This window comes from Roseicitreum antarcticum, assembly GCF_014681765.1.
Classification (GTDB): domain Bacteria; phylum Pseudomonadota; class Alphaproteobacteria; order Rhodobacterales; family Rhodobacteraceae; genus Roseicitreum; species Roseicitreum antarcticum.
Map to the genome: position 1 here is coordinate 3,376,854 of NZ_CP061498.1, position 23,594 is coordinate 3,400,447.

Sequence of the window (23,594 nt, forward strand, 5' to 3'; positions counted from 1 at the left end):
GGTGTGACGATGGCGATATGCGCGCTTTCCGGCAATATTGCCGATCTGGGCATGGTGCCGATCGACAAGGCCCGGATCTTGTTCCAGCCGATCAGCGAGGGGGTTTCCGTCAGCGGTGGCAGTGTGATCCTGCCCAAACCCCTGTCCGTCACAACCGATGCGCATGGTGACTTCAGCGTCAACATCGTGACGGGTGTCTATGAGGTGGCGCCAATCAGCGTCGGTGCATCTGTCCAGCCGATCGTGGTCACGGTGCCTGCCGTGGCCAGCGCAAACCTCGCGGCGCTGATCGGCGCGGCGTCACCGCCTGAACTCTCGCTGGCAGAGCAGGCAGCGTTTGATTCCGTCCAGGCCAGTATCGTGTCTGTCGGGGCGGCGGCTGATGCGCTGACCTCGGAACAGGGTGCCGCCACCAGCGCAGGCAGCGCTGAGGCAGACAGGCTGCTGGCGCAGGCCGCGCGCGTCGGTGCGGTGGATGCGCAGACAGGTTCAGAGGCCGCCCGGGATGATGCGGTGGACGCGTGCGATCAGATCGAGGGCAACAGCGTCTGGTACCTGGCCGATGATGCCGACAGCGTGACGCTGGGCGTCGGCGATCAGGTGATCGTCGCCGAGGCGTCCGGTCCCTATCCTTCGGTCACACTGGCGTTTCTGACATGATGCGCCCCCAGATCACACTGCTCAAGGCAGAAGCCGTCACCCAGATCGCGGATGATCTTACCGCTGTCGTCGCGTCAGATCGGGCGCTGGCCGAGGCTGCGGCACAGACCGCAGACACCCAGGCAGACGCGGCAGCGGGGCAAGCGGTCGTGGCGGCGCAGGCGCGGGCTGAAGCCGAGGCCGCGCGCGATGTGGCCATCTATCGCGCTGACCTCGCGCAATCAGCGTCGGGTACCGCAGAGGCGCAGGCAGGCATCGCGACAGTGCAGGCCGGGCAGGCCACGCAGGCCGCGACTGCCGCGTCTCAATCGGCTGCAGGGTCGGATGCGGCGCGCGTGGCGTCACAAGAGGCTGCCGCCCTGGCCGCTGCGCGTGCCGAGGTCGCGCTGACACAAGCGGGCGTCGCCACCGGCGCGAAGGCCGATGCGCTGGCGTCCGAGCAAGCGGCGGCCGCCGCGCTGGTGGCGCTGCAAGAACGCAGCATCTGGTACGTCGATGATGACGCGACCAGCGTGCGCATGGGTGTTGGCACCCTGATGGTTGCCGCCGACGGCGCCACTGACATCGAGGTCTCTGGCGAGACCTTTTCCATCCCCACTTTGACATTGGAGCTGCCGGTATGAGCGTGCAACAATTCGAGCTGCTGAAGAAATCGGCTCTGCAACCGACAATCGATGCGCTGACCGCTGCGACAGCGGCAGATGTAACCGCTGCGACAACGGCGCGCACCGGCGCTGAAACCGCGCAGGGGGCTGCGGAAACGGCCCGCACGGGGTCCGAGGCCGCGCGCGATGCGTCCTTGGCCGCCCGGGATGCCACTGAGGGGTTTCTGGAGGACACCGAGGCCGCAGCGGCCTTGGCGACGGTCACACCCACTGCTGACCGCGTGCCGCGTTCCCCCGTCGGCACGCCGCACCTCGCCCGTGGCTGGATCAGCCCCGAGGTCATCCCGTTCGGTATCATGGCGCAGCAACCCGATGATCAGCCGATCCCGGCGGGGTGGTGGGAATATGCCGCGCCCTCGGGCGGGCTGCGCATGATCAACAACTGGCAGCCACAGGCGCTGGGTGCAGGGGTCGTGGATCTGTCCCGCCTCGATCTGGCCTATACCGACACGGCGGGCACGGTGCTGGCGCAGCCGGGGCAGAAGGTGCAGACGCTGCGCGATGGTAACGGGGCCATCGTGGCCGCACAGGCAGCCGATCCTTCACGCTCGATATATGGGCGGCATCCGGCTTCGGGCATCCGCAATCAAGCCCACGGGTCTGCTTCAACAGATGTCGACAGCTTCTGGAATCCAACTTCGAATACACAAGGTGTGACCATCACCCGGGTAAGCGCAGGAGTTAATGCTCAAGGCCCGTGGGCTGTATATAGTGTGGTGGGTACGGCCATAAACGACTCTTTTACGTCGCCGTTTCTTGGGAATATGCCCCGTGCAGTTGCTTCTCCGGGGCAGGTGTGGACTACAAGTTTCTTTGCGCAGATCGTTGGGGGCACTCCTCCGCCTGCGGGGAACGGTGTCCGTGCTGTTGTTTTTGAAGAGTCCGCTGGTGCAACCCAAAATTCGGGGTCTGCCAGCGCAGCCTTTGCAGGTACTGATCTGACTCTAGTGTCTCACACTCGCACCTTCAATGAGGCGTATACTGTGCAGGCACGCGGCCCAGTAGACATACGAACCCTCGCGGGGGAAACGGTGGACTATCAGGTTTTTCTGCAAGCACACCAGTTGGAACAAGGTGCAAGCCGCACAGCCTACCAGTACAATTTTAATCAGTTCAATATCACCGAAGAGGGCCAGCGTAGCGTCTACTACCTCAAGCCGGATGGCATTGATGACTGGATGCAGTTGGTGGCGCCATTCTCGGCGGGCGGTGGGTATACGCTTGCGGCGGCAATCTCACGGGTCTCCGCCACACGTTTTGAGATCTTTAGCAATCATCCCGCCAGCACCACCAGGTTTGGCGTGACGCCCGGCACCCAAGCGGTGCTGCTCGCATATGAATCGAGCAACCGGAGGGAGTGGTTCGCCTTACCCCCCGGCGACTTCGATGCAGTCCTGATGTCGCGAGTATCTGAAGCAGGAGCAGCCGAGTTTTTTTACAACGGCGAGGATAGCGGGCCTGCAGACGTGGCCATGGGCGATGTAACGCCCATGCCGCAAATAAATGCGCTGTTCCGTTTTGGTGGTTTCTTTGCAAGCGGTCGCTTCTACGGCGGCGTGCTTGCCCCCGCAGCCATCTCTGGGCCGGGGCGGCTGATGCTGCAACGCTATCTCGCCAGCATAGGAGGAATTTCGCTGTGAGCACCCGTGTGACCGTATTTTGCCGCGCCGATCAGGTTGATGATGCCCGCGCGCTGGCCGCGTATCTCGATGATGATATCGGAGGGCTTGGCACGTTCGTGCCCGGCTATCTCGACGCCGACGATCAGCCCTGTGTTGTCGCATCCGGGCCGAAGTCGGACGCCTGGCTGGCCCGCGCGCAGCAACCTGTGGGTGACCGCCCCGAATCTGACACCGAACAGGCGATCAACATGACCGGCGCCGCCCGGGCGCTGGCCGCGACCGTGTTCTGGCGGCCGTCGGATCCCGAGGGCGAACCAAACCCGCTGCCCGACTGGGACGGCAGCCAGATCATCGCAATTGTGGGGGTGCCGCCGGATGCGGCGCTCTCGGCCATGGCAGCACTCGGGGTGGAGAAAGCCCCGCAGGACTGACCGCTACAGGAGGCCGAGGGGGTGCTACCCACACCCCCCCGACACGGGGAAACCGTTCAAGAAAACCCCGCCGACCAGCATTACCTTATGGCCGCTCCCACCCTGATCAGGGGCGGCGAACGTGAGGTGATTCGCATTGCGCGATCAAGAGCAAATCCGTTGTTGCGCCTGTGCGCGACTATTATTCTGTGCTGAACCTGATGCCCTGTCAGGCATCCTGACGATCAAGTGCCCGCGCTGCCGGGCCATGAATATCCTGAGGCCCCGAGCCCTTTCCCCTGAGCGCGACCAGCGCCCCCAAGTGAAAGGCCCCGGCCAATGACCCCAATGATGAATACAGCCCGTCCGATTGCCCCGTGGCTCGGCGGCAAACGCAACCTTGCCAAACGCCTGACCAGCCTGATCGATGCCACCCCCTGCACGACCTATGCAGAGCCTTTCGTGGGCATGGGCGGTATTTTCCTGCGCCGCCGTGCGCGGCCGCGCGCCGAGGTGATCAACGATTACGGGCGCGATGTCGCAAACCTCTTTCGGATCTTGCAGCGCCATTATCCGCAGTTCCTCGATGTGCTGCGCTTCCAGCTGACCACGCGGGCCGAGTTCTACCGTCTCGTCGAGACCCGGCCCGAAACCCTGACGGATCTCGAGCGGGCATCGCGCTTCCTCTACCTGCAGCGCACCGCCTTCGGGGGCAAGGTGTCGGGCCGCAACTTCGGGGTATCAAAGGACCGGCCCGCCCGGTTCAACCTGACCACGCTGGAGCCGATGCTGGAAGATCTGCACAGCCGCCTGTCGGGCGTGGTGATCGAATGCCTCGACTTTGGCGAGTTCATCGCGCGCTATGACGGGGAGGGTACCTTGTTCTATCTCGATCCGCCCTATTGGGGCTGCGAGGGTGATTACGGCAAGGAACTCTTCAGCCGCAAGGATTTCGCCCGGCTGTCAGACCAGCTGCGCACGATCAAGGGACGGTTCATTCTGTCGATCAACGACGTGCCCGAGGTTCGGGAGGTCTTTGACGGCTTCCGCCTGCAAGACGTGCAGACCACCTACACCATCGGCGTCAAGAACGACGCGCGGCAGGCGCGCGCCGAGTTGTTGGTGTCAAACTATGACCTTTGGTGATCGCGCGGCGGCGTAAGCAATCCAGACGACCGCAGCGGTACGGGCACCATTTCTCAAGACCCAGACAAGGAGGAAAGGCGTGCCAATATCATTGTGGGCAAGGAGGGGCGCATGAGCAGCGATCCCGAAACGCACCTTCGCCTGGGCCAGCTGCAAGGCTCACTGGAATCGATCCAGCGGCAACTGGACGCTGCTGATGCCAAGGCGGGCGAGAACCGCGCTCAAGTGCATCAATCACTCGAGGCGCTGCGCGCCGATGCCCAGGACACCCGCGCCCGAACGGCGGCCGTCGAGCGGACGCTTCAAGAGGACGTCATCCCGGTGGTGCGGTCCGTCAATGATTGGCGATCGCGGGCGCTGGGGGGAATGATTGTTCTGGGCACCGTTGGCACATTGGTCCTGTTTGTCCTGACGATGGCCAAAGAGGCCATCATCGACCTGTGGCGCATTCTGCTGCGCTGATCTGACATCCAACACATTTTGAGGAGACAGCAATGACGCATTTCAATGCGGCGCTGATCGAGGCTGCGGGCAGGCATCTGGGTGCCCGCGAATGGCCGGGGGCGCAGCACAATCCCGTGGTGCTGGGGTTCTTCGCGGCCTCGGGCAATGCCCATGTCCAGGACGATGAAACGCCGTGGTGCGCGGCATTCGTGGGGGCGGTGCTGGCGGAACTGGGCCTGCACGGCACCGGGGCGCTGAACGCGCGGTCCTATCTGGATTGGGGCGTGCCGGTGGCCATGGCAGATGCCCGGCCGGGTGATGTGGTGGTGCTGTGGCGCGGCCAGCCCGACGGGTGGCAGGGGCATGTCGGCTTCCTGATCAGCATCAACGGCGATCGCGTGACGCTGCGCGGTGGCAATCAGGGCAACACGGTGTCGGATGCCAGCTATCCGGTCAGCCGGGTGCTGGGGTTCCGCCGGGCGGTGCAGCAGGCGGCAGACGGCCGTCAGACGCTGCGCCATGGTGCGCGCGGTCCGGCGGTGCGTCAGCTGCAGCAGCGGCTGGCCGAGCTGGGCTATTTCCCGGGCGCGGCTGATGGGGTGTATGGCGATCGCACGCGCGCCGCCGTGCTGGCGCTGCAAGCGGATCTCGACCTCGATGTGGATGGCGTGGTCGGGGCGCAGACCTGGGCGGGGCTGGATGATGCCCCGCCGCGCCCCGCGCGCGCCGTCGATGCGCAGGATCTGCGCGACCGGGGCAGCCGCACGATCCGCGAGGCAGACCGGGGGCAGGCGCTCACCGCCACCGGCATTGTCGGCGGGGGGCTGGGCGTGGTCATCGAGCGCACGGAAGAGGCGGTGGCGCTGTTTGACCAGGGCGCAGGGCTGCTGGACCGGGCGCAATCGCTGGCGCTGGCCTACTGGCCGGTGCTGCTGATTGCGGCGGCGGGGCTGCTCTTGTGGCGCCACCTCGACCAGATCAAGGCCGCGCGGGTGGCAGACGCCCGCACCGGCAGCAACGTGGCGCGCTGATGCTGGGCCTCGTTGCCAGCTGGCTGGCGCGCAGCGCGCTGGGGCGGGCGGTCACCGGCGCGCTGGCCATCCTTGTGGCAGTCACCCTGTACCTGCGCCACCGCGATCGACAAACAACGCGCCGCGTGGATGCGGCGGCGGAATTGCAGCAGCTGCGCGATGGCGCGGCCACACGCCGGAGGATGGACAATGCGGATATTGGTAGCGGTGATCCTGATGATGACCGTCAGTGGTTGCTGGCGCGGGGCCAGCGACGTCGTTGATAATCGCCCGATATGCGATGGCACCGAGGCGCAGCGGACGGCCCACGCGGCGGCGCTGGCGGCTGATGGTGGGCCGCAGTCGGTGGTGACGGGGCGGGCGCTGATTGCGGCGGTGGATGCGGGGTGTGAGGGGTAAGATTTGCGATCTTGGGAAATTCGCGGCACGATTTTTTACTATTAGAATCGTCAACCAATGCTATGGATTGAATTTTAGAGGGACAACTTGAACTGGAATGAAGTTTGTAGTGTTAACCCTTGTGACTGTGGGCAGTTTTTGCTTTTCGGCGATGGCAGCAGGCGCTCACGGGGGCGGCTGCAGGAAGTCATCTCCGGCAGGCCAGTGTTGCCATGCGGATAATAGTAGTAGTGGGCGAGTGCACTGCCACTGAATTGGCGAAGATGGCGCTCGCTGTTTTCCGGCACGCAGAATGTACTTAGGTCAGCCGTCCGATACCGGCCGGATGCTGCCATTCGTCGGCTGGAAAGTTACTGCGGCGCGGCGTCAACCGGTCAGTCGCTCATAGGTGACACACACAGACCTCGGCAAGCGGATGCCCGCGTGATCCACCCTTGTAATTTTTACGTGCGTGAAATTTAATATCTTTGGGTTTTGCACACGCTGGTTGCCGGAAAGCGAAATGTGAGGATAACTTGACAAAGCATACATCTATTATTTTTTGTCATGGAATTGGAAGCCCGCGACAATACCTTAGCGCTGCAAATTTCATTGACGCACTGGATGAACAAGGCAACCGCGAGGATCCATCTGAACTTGGATATATAAGAGAAATCAGTGGTAAGATTGAGGTCTCATCGAGAGACAACGAATCATTTCGCAACTATATCGAGTTCACCAGATTTCAAAATATTGGAAAAAGGCCTCGCTCTATCAAGCAATATCGCGTCCACGAGGCTTATTGGGCCGGTGACCAACATAAAAATTCAAGCCTATTTGGTGTGTTGATTTGGGTTCTGAAGATAGTGCTCGCCTTTACACTAACATTCGCATCGCGTTGGCGAAAATACCCCACCCAAAAACGACGCATATTGAATAAAATGAAAATAAGCGGCGACCTTAGGAGGAAAATCGAAAAAATATACTCCGAATTTGACAACGGTGTGGGGAGAAAGTCTTTTCCAAATGGGAGCTTCCGCGAATTTCAAGATCATATATCTGAAAAATCGAGCGTGCAGGATAGGCTTGAGCTGAAAAAGTTAGCTGCTGCTTGGCGAAAAGAGGTGCTGAAGAGCAATATAAGTGCACTTCTAAAAACTGTGATGGTTTCAGTGCCAATTTTGGCATTTTTATTTTTCATTTATATATTTTTCTTCTTTGTATCTAGCAAGATAGTTGGAGGCGCGGAATTTGAGTTCGTATCGACGGTCGAAGCTTCTCACTTCGCAGCCTTGATTGCGACACTTCTTGCAACTCTTATGGGGTGGTTCATTTCTAAACGATTGATATCAGATGTTATGGCATGGACCACCATGCATGAAAGTCATGAGAGCTTTTTGACGCGGGAACGGAGAGTAAACTTAGCCAAAGATCTTTTGCAGGATGTTTTGGCAGATCCCAATTGTGTTCGTTGCGTCTTGGTTGGCCACAGCCTGGGATCAGCAATAATATTAGATGCATTTTTGCGTCTCAACTCATACTGTCGAGCCACAAATATTTTGGAAAGTAGGCGTGATAAGTCTATCAGAGAAGTGAGAAAAGTCAGTCACATCTTTACTATTGGAAGTCCAATACAGAAGATAGAAAGTCTCTTTTATGCTGATAGCGGTGAGCACCATCGGTACCATCGAGTTCGGTATAGCAACCCATACCTTTTAGATCGACCTGCTTGGGGCGAACATGGTGGACCGAGAATAGTAAATTTGTGGAGTCGGTACGATCCGGTGAGCTCTGAGATAAATTCCCTTCTGCAAGTTGGGGTGCCTAACAGCGTGGAAGATGATATTATTGGGGTGAAAAATATTGAAGTTGCGCCAGTCGGCGCCCCACTCCCCCTTTCCACGCACTCGGGATACTTCAAAGATCCATCATCCATGGCGGTTATTTACCAAGCGATAGCATCTGGAAAATTAAGTGAAGCCAGAATGCAGCGGGCTGAGTTCAAAAGCAGTATATCGAGGTGGGAGAAATCTATTTTAGCTGCATTATTTGTGTTGTCACTGGCTTTTGCAGGCCTTTGGATGTCAGGCAGTATAATCGATGGCTGGCTCGCGGTCACAATTACATTTATGGTTTTGATATCACTGTGTGCAACTTTCGCGACGGTAAGACGGGACTATCGTCGACACAGAGGTGATGCCTGAGGTTGACAATTGGGAGTTCGTGTGGTTTGCTTATAGGCGGAGTTAGGCGTACTCTGCAAAAGCGCCTACCAAGTGGGGAGTTGAGTTCGCTCAGCTCCCCCGTTTTTTCAGAAACTTGACTGCTGACCATCAGATCCCCAAGCGGCGTTACGGACGTAAGTATATTGCCCTGCCTGTTTCGGGCGATATCGGAATTTGTCGTATTGTACCTGAACATTATCACGGATTGGGCGCTTACTCTCGATCCCAATTGTTTTTGCAACCGCAGCGAACTTCCGCATCCCGCCCCACGTGTCGACCGACACAAACGGCCCTCTCCGGGCATTCGTTGACTTTTTGGGCGCTGCAGTGCAGCGGGCTGAAGCTAACGTTTAGAGCAGGGTGCTGAAAAACTCCGAGTGCCGCCGTTTCGACGCGAGAGCGCGTCAATTTTAAGGCACTCACGTCGATCTGGTGAAAAGGCGGCGCACCGGGGCCTGACGAGCGAGGCGAGAGGCGCGCTCCTCAGACCTTTTTCAGCCCCCTGTTAGGTTTTACTTGCATCCTCAGCATCGACATTTGCCGAAGTTGCCTCTGGAGCAGCATCATCTGCGATACCATCCAAGTACTTTGCATAGGTCTTCTTTAGGTATTTAAGCGCAGCGTCGTCGTCGACATTAGACTTCAGCTTGTCCTGAACGAAGCGCATCCGGAACTTTGCGTCAGACAAGACCTCTGACCACGCCTTCACCCAAATCTCAATCGGTCCGTCCTTGTACACGCGCCCCGGTGGGCTGCCTTCCTGTCTCGCACGCCGACGGGCGTGCTCGTCAATATCGTTCGACACAGCCCAGAACACCCAACGGGTGTCCAAGTCGCGGAATCGCTCGTCGTTTGCGATCGCGAAGGCGTAGCTCTCCACTTGTGTGAGTTCCTTGGGCCCGATCACGACAGAGGGTCGCTTCAACTCGACCACGAGATGCTCGCGCTCATCAGGGCGATTCCTCGGAACGGAACGCGAGAGCATGAGGTCGACTACGCCAACGCTCCCGTCGATCCTCTTAACCGGCGCGTCTATGATCGTTTCGTCGCCGATAATAGATCGATGCTTACGTAGAACCTCGGTAAGACCCTTGTCGTCCACCGTTAGACTGAACTCCTCACCGAAAATCCAAGTGTTGCCTTCGGCTATCATCCGATGCAACTGACTGCGCTCCTTGAGCAGACCGCGAGTCTCGGGAGCGTAGAGCAACTGCTCGATGCCAGATAGGAAGCTGAGGCGGTCAGCTACCATCTTGGACGCGCTGATGACATTGGCCAAGTCCGCTTCCTCGAGCAGTTTGGCGAACTCGTTCATCGTCTTCTGGGGCAGGTCCAAGACCTGCGTCAGGATCGTCTGAAGCTCGTCTGGGCCGCGCTCTATGGCCTGCCGGAGCATCCGCATCTGAAAGGTACGGCCTTTGGCGCTCTGCTGGGAGAAGTCGGAAAGGTGCTTGTTTACCGTGATCGCTAGGATGTCGAAAACCTGCCGCTCGGCGGTCTCAACCTTCGTGGTCGGCTCTGCCTCGTAGGGGTAAGATCGCTCCTCCTTCCAACGCTCGATCTCCGACCGTGCCTCAGCAGCGCTCGCCTCCTTGAAGTGGACCTGGATTGCCTCGGAGGCCTGATCGACCGCGTCGGCCATGGCAGGGTCCATTTCGGCAAGGTCGATCGCGCCGCGCTCCTGCAATAGGTCCACGTAGGCGGACTTGAGGTAAGCAGAGAATACGTAGCCCTTTGTGTGGAATTTCGGTGCAATCCTCGCGAAGGGGAAGCCGTCCTTCCCGCAAAGAAAGATCGAACGCTCTGGCGCCGAGTTCCACTGGATGACCTCGAGGACCACCGGATGCGTCCCTCCGTCCGCCTCAATCGGGTCAAGAGAGATGGTCCTCGACGAGGCGATGTTCGCCTCCGGGTCCAAACGCTCGCCGTCGAAGAGGATTTCTGCGTCCTGGTAGTTCTTGAGGTAGATGGCGAATACGGACGAGAGGTCAGGGACCGCACGCTCGGTCTCGAGCGACTTGAACTGCTTCTCCAGTTCCGAGATCGTGACCTCCACGCCCGTGCCCAGAACAGGTTCTGCGGGCTCCGGCGCAGATATTTCCACGTCTACCAGCGCGTCTTTTACGAGGGTCATCTTAAAGCCCATCAAGTTGCCCGCTTCGTCCCTGTATCGAACGATCCAGTCAGCGACCCGTCCGAGAGCGAGGGCCTTGAGCCTTCCTTTGCCCTCCTTGCCGTGCAGGACGCGGGACCTATGCCTAGAATTCGCGCCGTGACGCTTCCATGAGCCGCCCACCTTGCCGAAGAGCGCCCTCGCCTCCTCGTAAGTGAACCCGTGCCCGTTGTCCCTGACGGAAATCGAGTGCATCCCGAGCTCGCCGTGGTCCACGTCTATGTCCACTCGACTGGCGTCCGCGTCGAGGGAGTTCCAGACGAGCTCGCACACCGCCTGTACCGGAGAGGCGTTCGCCAGCTTCCTTAGGTGGTCGTGCTCAACCTCTACCCTGAAGCTCCCGTCTGCCATTGCCATACGACCAATTCCCAATTTAATTACACCAAGCCTCTACCCCGCGCGGTCCACTTTCCGCCGAGCAGTCAAAGATTATCAGGCAGGTAGCCTGTTCGATGTCTGAAGTTGGCCCAAGGCGATGGCGACCAATCGGCGATCAAAGATCTTCAATTTGCGCTGTCCAGCGGCTTCCCCACCAGCCCAGCTCTTAAGACCTTCCATCACTCCCTCAACAGTCGGTTCGATATCGTCGTACTGCATCATCCAGTCGACAGTCGCCAGAAGTTCCATGCCGAGAGGCGACTCGAAGCCATCGATGGTTGCCGAAGCCCATTCCAGTACGCTTGAGAACTGCTTCCCTTCACCCGAGTTCAGATAGGCTTGCACTCGATCATATTTGGCGTCGTTGAAGCAAATGAGGTCCAAGGGATCGGCATCAGCTAGGCGTCTGTCGCACCGGAGATAACTGCCGTCGAGGCTATCGAGCAGTTTTGTCAGGTTATGCGAGTAAGGTCCGTACTTGTTGGCTTGGAACCTGAACTTGAGCGCATCCGACCCTCCGAACCGGGTCATGCCGCGCTCGAGGAACCAACCCAGCTTCTGGACCTCAAGAATTGAGCACTCGATCCCAAGGAGTGAGTACCGACGCACCATCTCAGCCACCAGTGCGCGTGCCGGGGTGAGCTTCTCAACACCGGTGCGCTTGGCGACATTCTGATACTTGGAAGTTGGCTCGTAGACGCTGACATTGACCCAATCAAGTTCCGCCAAGGCCGACTCAATTAGTGGACGCACATCGCTCCAGTCGAGGCCGCCATTCCCGCAGCCGAGTGGAGGAATTGCAATTGAATGAATTTCCTTCTCTCGAAGTACTCGGACAAGATCCTTCAATCCATCCTCGACCCATTCGATCTTGGTTTTGACTCGCCAATGGGTCTTAGTCGGGAAATTGATGATCCAGCGCGGCCCGAAGAGTTCCTTGTTTTCGGTAACGAACATTTTGCCAATACGCACTTCGCCCGCATCGCAGGCACGGGCGTAGGCTTCGAAGTTTCTTGGGAATTGTTCCTTGAACATCAGGGCAATTCCTTTGCCCATTATTCCTACCGTGTTCACAGTGTTCACCACCGCATCGACGTCAGCTTCAAGAAGATTGCCCTGCATGTAAGTTACCATCAGAAATACCAACCCGGTCGCGCCACGATCTTGAGATCGTGACCAACCTCCTCCCGTTGCCGTTCGAGTGTTCCTTTTTCGTTCTCACCCAAGCACACTATGCCTGCTAGGTGCTCAACTGGCAAGTGCCTGTGTACAAGCGCCTCTGCCTGGTAGCGGTCCGTCTTCTCGGGGTCATCGACGTCGCGTGTGAAGTCCCTACGTTGCAGGATGCCCCAGTCGATCTTGTCAAGGTCGTCTAACGAGGTGAAGAACTGCGCAGTCTGGAGGTACGCATGACGATCCGAGAACACGGTTGCCACGCTTCGATCCGCGAGCCCACGAAGTGACGACGCCATGATAACGATCTCCCTGTTCGGAAACTGACGAATTCCTCCGTAACCAGTCTTGATGTTGTACATCATCATTGAGAATGGCGTTAAGTAGAACGGGATATAATCCGACAACGTCCCACCAGGCGGTACAGGAACGTTTCGAGCTGTCCGGCGCTGGATCAATTCGAGGTTTCCAATTCGCACAAAATGGGGATCCTGCACACCGGAGTTCTTGCAATGAAGCCCATGCCTGAGGATCCACGGCACATTGTTGATGTGCGTGATCCTGAAGATCAGAGCTTTTTCGGCGGTCAAGTTGTTTGCCATGTCTCGATATAGATACAGTTTGGGTCAACTTCCCTCAAGATGCTGTATAGCCGCCAGCGCCGAATGTTCGCTCCTGCCAATGGCGCTGAACCTTTTCGCACCCGCAGCGAAAGTCTGTTTTCCGCCCACAATGTTTCGTTGTCGCGCAGGTTAGCAATCTGTGAGCAGTGGATGTGGGGGGGGGCTGGTGGTAGCGCAGCGCGCCGTTCCAACACGATACTGTCGCAAGCTACGAAGTCACACTTGCACCAGCCTGAGAACATCGCCCGGCTGACCTGTGGCATCAATAAAAGGTGACGCAAACTTGCTTTACCCCTGGTCTGCCGAACCAACCGTAGTTTCACGCGGATCGGTTATAGTCGCTGTGGCGTTGGACCGACAATGCGAACAGTTCGTTTACATTGGAGATGTCAGCGGCTCAATCGCCACTGGTTGGGATTCTCCCGTAGCTGCCCCGATAAGGTACGTGCTCCGACGCGCTCGCCCACGCCCGTGTGATACTGCCCGGTCGGCCTTTCCGCCCGCAACCAGAACAGCGCAGACGGTCGAAGTCCATGAACGTGGCCGGATCCGCGCCGAGTGCCTCAGCGTTGAGCGTGGCGCGGTGGCCGCAGTCGCACTCTATGCGTATGGTAAAAATGCCCTGCATCGGGCTGATGTGGTGACCAAAAGATCCGTTTCAATATTCACTTTTTGTTCTTTATATGTCCACTATATAATTTCAACGCATCCTGTTGATTTCAAACGGTGCTAACGCTGATTTTAAGTCCGGTCTGTCTACCATTCCAGCAAGCGGCCACTTCCCCTGTTTTCAGCACGTCGGGCCGGGACAGGCAAGGGCGAATCTGGCCGGGCGCGGGCCAGCGGGCAACAATCCCCCGCCCGCCTGCGGTGTGGGCGGGCGGGGGGGGGGGGAGTGACGTTTCACGCAGCAGCGCGCGTTTGACGCGAGGTAACCGTCGTTCACGCCCCTCGCAGCCGCGCGGCTATGCTTGACAGTCTGACTTTTTGGTCAAATGCTGTTCACAGGTCCGGCGGCATCGCTTCCGGTCACAAATTCGCAGGCGGCAAACGTCTGGATGAAGATAACCAACCGGGAGTGTAACATGATCTATTCACCAAAATTCGGTGCGACGCGAACCGCGCTGCTGGCGACCGTCGCGGGCGCCGCCATGACGCTGGGCGCGACGGGCGCGGATGCCGAAACCCTGCGCTGGGCGCGGGTTGCCGATGCGCTGACGCTGGACCCGCACAGCCAGAACGAGGGGCCGACCTCGGCCGTCCTGCACCACATCTATGAGACGCTGGTGCGCCGCGATACCGACGGCTCGCTGCAGCCGCGCCTTGCCACCGAATGGATGATCCACGCGGATGATCCCTCGATCTGGGTGCTGAAACTGCGCGAAGGCGTGACCTTCCACGATGGCAGCCCCTTCACCGCCGAAGATGTGGTGTTTTCGTTCAACCGGGTGAAGCACCCCAGCTCGGGCTTCCAGGCGCTGCACACCGCCGTCGTCTCGGCCGAGGCGATCGACGATTACACCGTCCACGTCCAGATGACCGGGCCGTCGCCGCTCTATTCGCAGAACCTGACGAACTTCTTCATCATGGACAGCGGCTGGGCCGAAGACAACGCGGTGCAGGACCCCCAGAACTTTGCCGCCGGTGAGGAAAACTACGCCGTGCGCAACGCCAACGGCACCGGTCCCTACCGCCTGGTCAGCCGCGACCCCGAAGTCCGCACCGTGATGGAAGCCTATGAAGGCCACTGGGCAGAGGCGCCCGCAGTGACCGAGATCATCTATACCCCCATCGCCGAGGCCGCGACCCGTGTGGCCGCGCTGCTGTCGGGCGAAGTGGATGTGGTGCAAGATGTGCCGGTGCAAGATATCGCGCGGCTGGAACAGACCGATGGCGTCACCGTCACCACCGGGCCGGAAAACCGGAACATCTTCTTCGCCTACGACATGACCTCCGAGACGCTGGACACCGCCAATGTCGAAGATAACCCCTTCGCCAAGCCCGAAGTACGCGAAGCCATGGCGCTTGCCATCGACCGTGACGCGATCCGCCAGGTGGTGATGCGCGGGCAGTCGCAGCCTTCGGCCGCGCCCCTGCCGCCCTTCGTCAACGGCTGGACCGCTGAGATGGACGCCTATGGCCAGCCCGATTATGAGCGTGCCGCCGAACTGGTGGCCGAAGCTGGGTATCCCGAGGGCTTCAGCGTCGATCTGCACTGCCCCAATGACCGCTACCTGAACGATGAGGCGATCTGCCAGGCACTGACCGGCATGTTGGGCCGGATCGGCATCGACATCAACCTGGTGTCGCAGACCCGGTCGCTGCACTTCCCGCTGATCGAGAATTGGGAAACCGATTTCTATATGCTGGGCTGGGGCGTGCCGACCTTTGACAGCGCCTATGTCTTCAACTTCCTCGTGCATGGCCGTACCGACGGCTACGGGTCCTACAACGGCTCGCGCTATGACAACCCCGAGGTGAACGCGAAAATCGAGGCCCTGGGCACCATGACCGACCTGGAAGCCCGCGATGCGCTGATCGCCGAAATCTGGGATGAGGTGATGGCCGACCGCGTGTTCCTGAACGTGCACAACCAGGTGCTGGCTTATGCCATGCGCGACGGGATCAACCTGCCGGTTCACCCCGAGAACCAACCCAGCATGGCTGACGTCACCTACGAGTGACGCCGCCGATCGCTTCAGCCCTCCGCCGCAGTTCTGCGGCGGAGGGCTTTTGCTTATAGTGTGCTCTGGCTGAACTGCGTTCTGGCCGCCGCTATACTTTTTCGATTTGTCGCCGGTTGCCAAAGGTGTGACGGGCTTTAGCTGCGCCCAGGTGCGCTGCCAGAAAAGGGCTGATCGGATGCTCGCCTATATCCTCCGACGCGTGTTGCAGTCGTTCATCGTGATGATCGTCGTGGCCTTCGTGTCCTTCTCACTCTTCCGCTTTGTCGGTGACCCCATCAACTCCATGGTGGGGCAGGAAACCTCGATCGCCGACCGCGATGCGTTGCGCACGCAATTGGGGCTGAACGATCCGTTCCTGCTGCAATTCGCCCGCTTCGTGGGCAATGCCATCCAAGGCGATTTCGGGATTTCCTACCGCCTGCAACAGCCGGTGATGGAACTGATCTTGTCGCGCCTGCCTGCCACGCTGGAACTCGCGCTGGTGTCGGGCATCGCGGCCTTTGTCTTTGGCGTGGGCTTCGGGGTCTATACCGCGCTGAACCGGCGGGGTTGGCTGTCGAACACCATCATGTCGGTATCACTGATCGGGGTCAGTCTGCCGACCTTCCTGATCGGTGTGCTGCTGATCTGGGTTTTCGCGGTCGAACTGCAATGGCTGCCCAGTTTCGGCCGTGGCGACGTGGTCCAGATCGGCAGTTGGCGCACCGGCTTTCTGACGGAATCGGGGCGCATGTCGCTGGTACTGCCCGCGATCACGCTGGGCCTTTACCAGATGACGTTGATCATGCGGCTGGTCCGGGCCGAGATGCTGGAGGTGCTGCGCGCCGATTACATCAAATTCGCCCGCGCGCGCGGCTTGTCGAAGCGCGCGGTGAATTTTGGCCATGCGCTGAAGAACACCATGGTGCCGGTCATCACAATCACCGGGTTGCAACTGGGCAGCATCATCGCCTTCGCCATCATCACCGAAACGGTGTTCCAGTGGCCGGGCGTGGGCGCGTTGTTCATCAACTCGGTCCAGTTCGTCGATGTGCCCGTCATGGCCGCCTATCTGATGCTGATCGCGCTGATTTTCGTGGTGATCAACCTGATCGTTGATCTGTTGTATTATGTTGTCGATCCGCGCCTGCGCGTTGATCGCGGGGGGGCGGGGCATTGAGCAAGACCGACGTGAGTGAAAAGCAACCCTCGCGGCTGGCCAAGGCCTGGGACAGCGACTTTGCCTATGCCTTCCGCACCTCGCCCGTGGCGATTGTGGCGGCGTCTGTGTCGCTGTTGATCATCGCTGCGGCAGTGCTGGCGCCCGTGATCGCCCCCTATGATCCGTTCAATCCGGCGTCGCTCAACCTGATGGACGGCTTCACCCCACCGATGGAGCCGAATGCGTTCACCGGCAACACGTTCATGCTGGGCACCGACAACCAGGGTCGCGACATGTTCTCGGCCATCCTTTATGGCGCGCGACTGTCGCTGTTCGTGGGCTTTGCAGCCGTGCTGTTCGCCATGGTGCTGGGCATCACCGCCGGGCTGGTCGCGGGCTATCGCGGCGGCTGGGTCGACAGCTTGCTGATGCGCATCGCCGATGTGCAATTGTCCTTCCCGTCGATCCTGATCGCGCTTCTGGTATTTGGCGTGGCGCGCGGCTTTATCCCGCCCGCCTACCGCGAAACCATGGCCGTGTGGGTGCTGGTCATCGCCATCGGTCTGTCGGATTGGGTGCAATATGCCCGTGTCGTTCGCGGTGCCACCATGGTCGAAAAGAACAAGGAATATGTGCAGGCCGCCCGCGTCATCGGCGCGCATCCGGTCAAGATCCTGGTTAAGCATATCTTGCCCAACGTCATGGGGCCGGTGCTGGTGATCGGCACCATCGGCCTTGCGCTGGCGATTATCGCCGAGGCCACGCTGTCGTTTCTGGGAGTCGGCGTTCCGCCGACCCAGCCCAGCCTTGGCACCTTGATCCGCATCGGCCAGCAATACCTGTTCTCGGGGGAATGGTGGATATTGCTGTTCCCCTCGTTGACGCTTCTGGCGCTGGCGCTGGCGGTGAACCTGCTGGGCGACTGGTTGCGCGATGCCCTGAATCCGAGGTTGCGTTGATGACTGACCCTGCAAAAACACCTCCGCTTCTGTCCGTGCGCAACCTCGTGGTCGAATTTCCGACCCGGCGCGGCGTGCTGCGTGCCATCGACAACCTGTCCTTCGACATTCAGGAGGGCGAGGTTCTGGGCATGGTCGGCGAATCCGGTGCCGGCAAATCGCTGACCGGTGCCGCGATCATCGGCCTGTTGGAGCCGCCGGGCCGCGTTGCGGGCGGCGAGATCTACCTGCGCGGCAAGCGCATCGACAACCTGAAACCCGACGCCATGCGCAAGATCCGCGGCAAGCGTATCGGCATGGTGTTTCAGGACCCGCTGACCAGCCTCAACCCGCTCTATACCGTGGCTGAGCAGTTGATCGAGACGATCCGCACCCATCTGGACCTGTCGGAACGCGACGCCCGCGACCGCGCCATCGGCCTGTTGGATCAGGTGGGCATCCCGGCGGCGAAACAGCGGATTGACGATTATCCGCACCATTTCTCGGGTGGGATGCGCCAGCGTGTGGTGATCGCACTGGCGCTGGCGGCCGAACCCGAACTGGTCATCGCGGATGAGCCGACGACGGCGCTGGATGTGTCCGTGCAGGCGCAGATCATCGACGTGCTGCGCGACATGTGCGCGCAAAAAGGTGCTGCGGTGATGCTGATCACCCATGACATGGGTGTGATCGCCGAGACGGCGGACCGCGTGGCCGTCCTCTACTCCGGCCGTATGGCCGAGATCGGGCCGGTGCGCGACGTGATCCGGCATGCTGAACATCCCTATACGGCGGGGCTGATGGGGTCGATCCCGACGCTGACGCAAACCTCGGACCGACTGGTCCAGATTCCCGGGTCAATGCCGCGGCTGAATGCGATCCCGCAGGGCTGCGCCTTCAACCCGCGCTGCGAAAAGGCGTTCGACCGCTGCTATGTCGAGCGACCGGACCCGATCGACCGCGCCGATGGCCGCCGCGTGGCCTGCTGGCTCTATGACGCGGCAAAGGTGACCTCATGACTGACAGATTGCCGACTGATACATTGCTTCAGGTGCGCGGGCTGACGCGCTACTTCGACATCTCCAAACCTTGGCTGAACCGGGTGATCGAGCGTGAGGACAAGCGCTTTCTGACCGCCGTGGCCGATGTGGATTTCGAGATCAAGCGCGGCGAGACCTTCGCGCTGGTGGGCGAATCCGGGTCCGGGAAATCCACCATCGCCAAGATGATCGTGGGGCTGGTAAAGCCTTCGCGCGGCGAAATCCTGTTTGACGGCCAGCCGATGCAATTCGAATCCGGCCCGGATATGCGCGCCCTGCGCCGCCGGTTCCAGATGATCTTTCAAGACCCGTTCGCCAGCCTTAACCCACGCTGGCGCGTCGGCGACATCATCGCCGAGCCGATCCACACCTTCGGGCTGGCATCTGGCGGCAGCGTCGCCGCCGAGGTCGGGCGCCTGCTCGACACCGTGGGGCTGTCGGCAAAGGATGCCGAGAAATTCCCGCACGAATTCTCTGGCGGCCAGCGCCAGCGCGTCGCCATCGCGCGGGCGCTGTCGTCAAAGCCGGAATTCATCGTATGCGACGAACCCACATCCGCGTTGGACGTGTCGGTTCAGGCGCAGATCCTCAACTTGATGCGCGATTTGCAGGACGAATTCGGCCTGACCTATCTGTTCATCAGCCACGACCTCAGCGTGGTGCGCCACATGGCCAGCCGGATCGGCGTGCTCTATCTTGGCCGCCTGACCGAAGTTGCCGAGGCGCGGCGCCTCTTCACCAACCCGGCGCATCCCTACAGCCAGATGCTGCTGGACGCGGTGCCCGATCTGGAAATGTCGGGCAGGGCCCGCAAACCCGTGCTGGGCGAAATCCCCAACCCGATCACCCCGCCGTCAGGCTGCACCTTCCATCCGCGCTGCCCGCTGGCCAACCAGCGCTGCAAGACGGAATTACCCGTGCCGGTCCCCACACCGGGCGGTCACGCCGCGTGTTTCGCGGTGGAGGAAGGGCGCACATCCGTTGATGCCTGAGGGATAGCGCGGCCCCGGCACGCCCGGGGCGCCTGCACCGGACCAGGCAGCGCCGCCTGGCGTGGGTACATCACCCCGGCGGGGCCAATGGGAGTGTCGTTGAAAGGGTGCGCGCAGGCTCGCAACCGAAACGCAATCGCCGCCGCCCTGCAAGACGCTGCGATTGCGCTATCCGGGGCTGAAATTGCCGCTCAATACGTGGCGAATACCACGCGATCGGCGCGCAGCGCGGTGATGTAGTCTTCCATCGCCACACCGGCCAGTTCCAGCACGACCACGCCATTCAGCAAAACGTGGGTCGTGTCGGGGGCGATTGCCACGGCGTTATGCGGCTGACCGACAAGCGATTCGGGGATAAGCAGTTCCAGTTGCTCGGATTCGTGGTTGAAGTCGCTGATCGTCAGCAACTCGTGGTCCGGCCCGGGCTGGTAGAAGACCGTGAAGGTGTCGTTGCCTGCGCCGCCCGTCATCGTGTCGCCGGCGTCACCGATCAAGATGTCATCGCCCTCGTTGCCGATCAGCACGTCGCTGCCAGCCTCACCGTTGGCAAGGATTTCGGCAGAAAGTGTCGGGTCCGCCATCGCCCGGATCATCGTGATGGACATGTCGAGCCGGTCTTGTGTCAGGGCGTCCGGGGAGGGGCCCGCGTCGGCGCGCAGATCGGCGATCAGCGCTTCCAATTGCGCGGGTGACAGCGCCTGCAACTGATCCAGCGACCCGCCGGTCAGCGGGTTGAACAAGGCCTCGGCATTATCCACACCGATGATGATATCGTTGCCCCAGCCTCCATCCAGGGTATCCGCGCCCGGGCCGCCGAACAAAATGTCACTGTCGCCATTGCCTGCCAGCGCGTCATTGCCGGTGCCACCGATCAACAGGTCATTGCCCCAGCCGCCGGTCAGAATGTCGTCACCGGCGCGACCTGCGATGCTGTCGTTGCCCCACAGCCCGTTGAGCGTGTCATCGCTGTCGTCACCGATCAGCCTGTCGGCACCGCCACCGCTGCCACCACCACCGCCGCTCGGGGTTTCGACCTCGGGATCGTCGTCCGATGACCCGCCAAAGGCGACACCCATCACACCCAGCCCCAGTAGCATGAACAACAGTTCCATCATTTCACCCGTGCGCGAAGATATTTTGCAGTAACTATGCTGCGGAAATGCTTAACGGCGCACGGGCAAAGTTCAAGACAAACTGTTAACGTTTTGGAAACAGTCCTCGGCCAGCAAGGATGTGCCCTCTAGGCCGTGACAGGATGGCCTTCCTCGACGCCCGTGGCATCCGGGGTGAAGGTCATCGCCAGCCCGTTGATGCAATGGCGCGCTCCGGTCGGCTCAGGACCGTCATCAAAGATGTGGCCCAGGTGTCCGCCGCAGCGTGCGCAATGTACTTCGGTGCGTACCATGAACAGGTAGGACCGGTCTTCGCGCGTCCCCACCGCATCCTCAATGGCGTCCCAATAGCTGGGCCAGCCGGTCTGGCTGTCGTATTTCGTCTCGGACCGATAGACCGGCAGCGCACAGCCCGCGCAATTGTAGTTGCCCACGCGGTCTTCCTTCAGCAGGGGCGAGCGTTCGCCCATCAGCTCATTGGTAAACGCGCGTTCGGTCGCTTCCTCGCGCAAAACGGCGAATTGTGCCGGGGTCAACTGCGCGCGCCACTCGGCCTCGGTGCGGGTAATCTCGAACGTGCCGGTATTGGCACCGGCCCGGGCAGCAAGGCCGCCGACGGTCAGTGCGGCGGTTGTCATCATGAATTTTCGACGTGTCAGCATGGGATCCTCCATATGGCTTTTATAGATATACGGTCGATGGTCGCGAAAGTTGCCTCACAGTTTCGTCACGTCAGGGCGGCGCGCGGGCTGGACAGCGCCGCACCAAGCGCCGATATTAATGCGCATGAGCTTGCCCCCCGGATTCCTTGATGAACTGCGCGCCCGCGTCTCGATCTCCTCGGTGGTCGGGCGAAAGGTAACGTGGGACATGCGCAAGTCCAATATGGCAAAGGGTGACATGTGGGCGCCCTGTCCCTTCCACCAGGAAAAAAACGCCTCTTTTCATGTCGATGACAAGAAGGGATTCTACTACTGCTTCGGCTGTCAGGCCAAGGGCGATGTCCTGACCTTCCTGCGCGAAGCCGATAACATGTCCTTCATGGAGGCGGTCGAGGTGCTGGCGCGCGACGCGGGCATGCCGATGCCTGCGCGGGATCCGCAGGCACAGCAAAAATCCGACCGCCGCAGCCAGTTGGTTGCCGTGATGGAGCAGGCCGCGCGATTCTACCGCATGCAGCTCAACAGTGCCGCAGCGGCGGACGCGCGGGCCTATCTGACCCGGCGCGGGCTGAAACCCGATGCGCTGGAACGCCATGGCATCGGCTTTGCCGCTGACACGCGGCAGGGCCTCTGGGCGCATCTGACCGGGGCAGGGGTGGCGGCTGACCTGATCGTGGACGCGGGCCTTGCCATCCGCCCCGATGACGGTGGCCAGCCGTATGACCGTTTTCGCGGTCGCATCATGTTTCCCATCCGCGACGGGCGCGACCGCTGCATCGCCTTTGGCGGGCGCGCCATGTCCGAGAACGCGCGGGCGAAATACCTCAACTCGCCCGAAACCGAACTTTTCGACAAGGGCCGCACGCTCTACAACATCGGGCCTGCGCGCAGCGCCTGCGGGAAGGGCACGCCGCTGATCGTTGCCGAAGGCTACATGGACGTGATCGCGCTGGTCGAGGGCGGATTCGCCGCCGCCGTGGCCCCCTTGGGCACCGCCATCACCGAAGACCAGTTGCGGCTGATCTGGCGGCTTGCACCGGAACCCGTGATCGCGCTTGATGGCGATTCGGCCGGGCTGCGCGCTGGTCAACGGCTGATGGACCTTGCCCTGCCGCTGATCGAGGCCGGGCAATCCATGCGCTTTTGCCTGCTGCCTGAAAAACAGGACCCCGACGATGTGCTGCGCGCGGGCGGCCCGCCCGCCATGCAAAAGCTGATCGACGGTGCCGTGCCGGTTGTGACCCTGCTGTGGCAGCGCGAAACCGAAGGCCAGAACTTCGACAGCCCCGAACGTCGCGCCGCCCTCGACTTGCGCCTGCGCCAGTCCCTGTCCCTGATCCGCGACCCCTCGTTGCGCGGGCATTACGCTGATGAACTGCGACGCCTGCGGCAAGAGCTGTTTGCCCCCGCCCCCCGCGCAGGCCGCACCTTCACGCCGCGCCGTGGCGGGGCGAACGCGCCCTGGGCCGACCGCCGCACCTCTGTCGCGCTGCCGCCTCTGGCGTCCACCCGCAGCACGCTGCTGGGCGGCGGGCAGGCCACCCCGGTCGAGGACCAACTGCGCGAGGCGATCATTCTGGCGATTCTCATCACCCATCCCGGGCTGATCGCCACGTTCGAGGCCGATCTGGACCGCGCCGAACTCAGCGACCCCGACCACCACGCCCTGCGGCTGTGCCTTTTGCGCCAGGCGGCGGACCCGGCGGCGGCGGTGGCCAGCCTGCGTGACGACCACGCCGATGCGCTGGACCGGCTGATGGCGCAAAACCACGTGCGCATCGCCCCCCCGGTGCACAACCGCCATGACACCGATCTTGCGCGCCGTTGTCTGGCCGAGGAATTCGCCAAGCTGAAGGCGCGGCGCGGCGCGGCGCGCGAGTTGCGCGATGCGATGGAAGACCTCGACCACCTCGCGGATGAGGGGGTCACCTGGCGCCTGTCGCAGGCCGCCGCCGCCCGCCACGCCGCCGAAAGGTCGAAGCTCGAGGATTCGGCAGATCTGGGCGAGAATCGGCAGGAACTGTCGAAACTCCTGCAAAACCTGATAGACGATGAGATCTGGGTGAAAAAAAAGCACTGATTCGCGGGATATAA

21 protein-coding genes are annotated in these 23,594 nt (G+C 60.9%); 16 read left to right on the forward strand and 5 right to left on the reverse strand.

Going from position 1 to position 23,594, the window contains the following annotated elements; all coding sequences use genetic code 11:
* The first annotated feature begins 3 nt into the window (after window positions 1-3).
* The 10 genes from H9529_RS16135 to H9529_RS16180 all read left to right on the forward strand — a co-directional run bounded on the left by H9529_RS16135 (window position 4) and on the right by H9529_RS16180 (window position 8,560).
* A complete protein-coding gene (locus tag H9529_RS16135) occupies window positions 4-660 on the forward strand; it encodes a hypothetical protein (protein WP_092886917.1) in 657 nt (218 codons plus the stop codon).
* Window positions 657-1,283 (forward strand): hypothetical protein, encoded by a 627-nt coding sequence (locus tag H9529_RS16140; protein ID WP_092886919.1) that lies wholly within the window; start codon window positions 657-659, stop codon window positions 1,281-1,283. The genes H9529_RS16135 and H9529_RS16140 overlap by 4 nt, the downstream gene beginning before the upstream one ends.
* Window positions 1,280-2,965 (forward strand): hypothetical protein, encoded by a 1,686-nt coding sequence (locus H9529_RS16145; protein ID WP_092886921.1) that lies wholly within the window; start codon window positions 1,280-1,282, stop codon window positions 2,963-2,965. Before H9529_RS16140 ends, H9529_RS16145 begins: the two co-directional genes overlap by 4 nt.
* Complete coding sequence (locus tag H9529_RS16150) at window positions 2,962-3,378, forward strand: hypothetical protein (protein ID WP_092886923.1); 417 nt, start codon at window positions 2,962-2,964, stop codon at window positions 3,376-3,378. The genes H9529_RS16145 and H9529_RS16150 overlap by 4 nt, the downstream gene beginning before the upstream one ends.
* A 136-nt stretch (window positions 3,379-3,514) precedes the next feature.
* A complete protein-coding gene (locus tag H9529_RS21360; protein ID WP_092886926.1) occupies window positions 3,515-3,700 on the forward strand; it encodes a Com family DNA-binding transcriptional regulator in 186 nt (61 codons plus the stop codon).
* Entirely contained in the window at window positions 3,697-4,503 is an 807-nt protein-coding gene (locus H9529_RS16160; RefSeq protein WP_218132105.1) for a DNA adenine methylase, read from the forward strand. The genes H9529_RS21360 and H9529_RS16160 overlap by 4 nt, the downstream gene beginning before the upstream one ends.
* A gap of 111 nt (window positions 4,504-4,614) precedes the next feature.
* Window positions 4,615-4,965, forward strand: a complete 351-nt coding sequence (locus H9529_RS16165) for a DUF1515 domain-containing protein (RefSeq protein ID WP_092886928.1) — start codon at window positions 4,615-4,617, stop codon at window positions 4,963-4,965.
* Window positions 4,966-4,997: 32 nt separating this feature from the next.
* Complete coding sequence (locus H9529_RS16170) at window positions 4,998-5,978, forward strand: C40 family peptidase (RefSeq protein WP_092886929.1); 981 nt, start codon at window positions 4,998-5,000, stop codon at window positions 5,976-5,978.
* Entirely contained in the window at window positions 5,978-6,241 is a 264-nt protein-coding gene (locus H9529_RS16175; RefSeq protein WP_092886932.1) for a hypothetical protein, read from the forward strand. Before H9529_RS16170 ends, H9529_RS16175 begins: the two co-directional genes overlap by 1 nt.
* Window positions 6,242-6,892: 651 nt before the next feature.
* Window positions 6,893-8,560 (forward strand): hypothetical protein, encoded by a 1,668-nt coding sequence (locus H9529_RS16180; RefSeq protein WP_143033486.1) that lies wholly within the window; start codon window positions 6,893-6,895, stop codon window positions 8,558-8,560.
* Window positions 8,561-9,086: 526 nt separating this feature from the next.
* On the opposite strand, the gene H9529_RS16185 is transcribed toward H9529_RS16180, so the two are convergent.
* The 3 genes from H9529_RS16185 to darT all read right to left on the reverse strand — a co-directional run bounded on the left by H9529_RS16185 (window position 9,087) and on the right by darT (window position 12,895).
* A complete protein-coding gene (locus tag H9529_RS16185; protein ID WP_218132106.1) occupies window positions 9,087-11,111 on the reverse strand; it encodes an ATP-binding protein in 2,025 nt (674 codons plus the stop codon).
* A 75-nt stretch (window positions 11,112-11,186) separates the two neighbouring features.
* Window positions 11,187-12,254 (reverse strand): type II toxin-antitoxin system antitoxin DNA ADP-ribosyl glycohydrolase DarG, encoded by a 1,068-nt coding sequence (gene darG, locus H9529_RS16190; protein WP_218132107.1) that lies wholly within the window; start codon window positions 12,252-12,254, stop codon window positions 11,187-11,189.
* Between the two features lie 11 nt (window positions 12,255-12,265).
* On the reverse strand, window positions 12,266-12,895 hold the full coding sequence (gene darT / locus H9529_RS16195; protein ID WP_218132108.1) for a type II toxin-antitoxin system toxin DNA ADP-ribosyl transferase DarT: 630 nt from the start codon (window positions 12,893-12,895) through the stop codon (window positions 12,266-12,268).
* A gap of 1,118 nt (window positions 12,896-14,013) precedes the next feature.
* Here darT and H9529_RS16200 point away from each other — a divergent pair.
* The 5 genes from H9529_RS16200 to H9529_RS16220 all read left to right on the forward strand — a co-directional run bounded on the left by H9529_RS16200 (window position 14,014) and on the right by H9529_RS16220 (window position 19,726).
* The gene (locus tag H9529_RS16200) at window positions 14,014-15,612 is read left to right on the forward strand and encodes an ABC transporter substrate-binding protein (RefSeq protein WP_218132109.1); all 1,599 of its coding nucleotides are present in this window, start codon (window positions 14,014-14,016) and stop codon (window positions 15,610-15,612) included.
* Window positions 15,613-15,790: 178 nt separating this feature from the next.
* Complete coding sequence (locus H9529_RS16205) at window positions 15,791-16,774, forward strand: ABC transporter permease (protein WP_092886941.1); 984 nt, start codon at window positions 15,791-15,793, stop codon at window positions 16,772-16,774.
* Window positions 16,771-17,715, forward strand: coding sequence for an ABC transporter permease (locus H9529_RS16210; RefSeq protein ID WP_092886944.1), 945 nt, complete (start codon window positions 16,771-16,773; stop codon window positions 17,713-17,715). The genes H9529_RS16205 and H9529_RS16210 overlap by 4 nt, the downstream gene beginning before the upstream one ends.
* Window positions 17,715-18,713, forward strand: a complete 999-nt coding sequence (locus H9529_RS16215; RefSeq protein ID WP_092886946.1) for an ABC transporter ATP-binding protein — start codon at window positions 17,715-17,717, stop codon at window positions 18,711-18,713. Before H9529_RS16210 ends, H9529_RS16215 begins: the two co-directional genes overlap by 1 nt.
* Complete coding sequence (locus tag H9529_RS16220; protein ID WP_092886949.1) at window positions 18,710-19,726, forward strand: ABC transporter ATP-binding protein; 1,017 nt, start codon at window positions 18,710-18,712, stop codon at window positions 19,724-19,726. The genes H9529_RS16215 and H9529_RS16220 overlap by 4 nt, the downstream gene beginning before the upstream one ends.
* 191 nt (window positions 19,727-19,917) lie before the next feature.
* Here the strand turns inward: H9529_RS16220 and H9529_RS16225 are convergent, their stop codons facing one another.
* Both H9529_RS16225 and msrB read right to left on the reverse strand, forming a co-directional pair.
* Window positions 19,918-20,841, reverse strand: a complete 924-nt coding sequence (locus H9529_RS16225) for a calcium-binding protein (RefSeq protein WP_092886952.1) — start codon at window positions 20,839-20,841, stop codon at window positions 19,918-19,920.
* A gap of 125 nt (window positions 20,842-20,966) precedes the next feature.
* The gene (gene msrB / locus H9529_RS16230; RefSeq protein WP_223814388.1) at window positions 20,967-21,497 is read right to left on the reverse strand and encodes a peptide-methionine (R)-S-oxide reductase MsrB; all 531 of its coding nucleotides are present in this window, start codon (window positions 21,495-21,497) and stop codon (window positions 20,967-20,969) included.
* Window positions 21,498-21,624: 127 nt separating this feature from the next.
* On the opposite strand from msrB, the gene dnaG reads away from it, so the two are divergent.
* A complete protein-coding gene (gene dnaG, locus H9529_RS16235; protein WP_092886955.1) occupies window positions 21,625-23,580 on the forward strand; it encodes a DNA primase in 1,956 nt (651 codons plus the stop codon).
* Window positions 23,581-23,594: the final 14 nt, after the last annotated feature.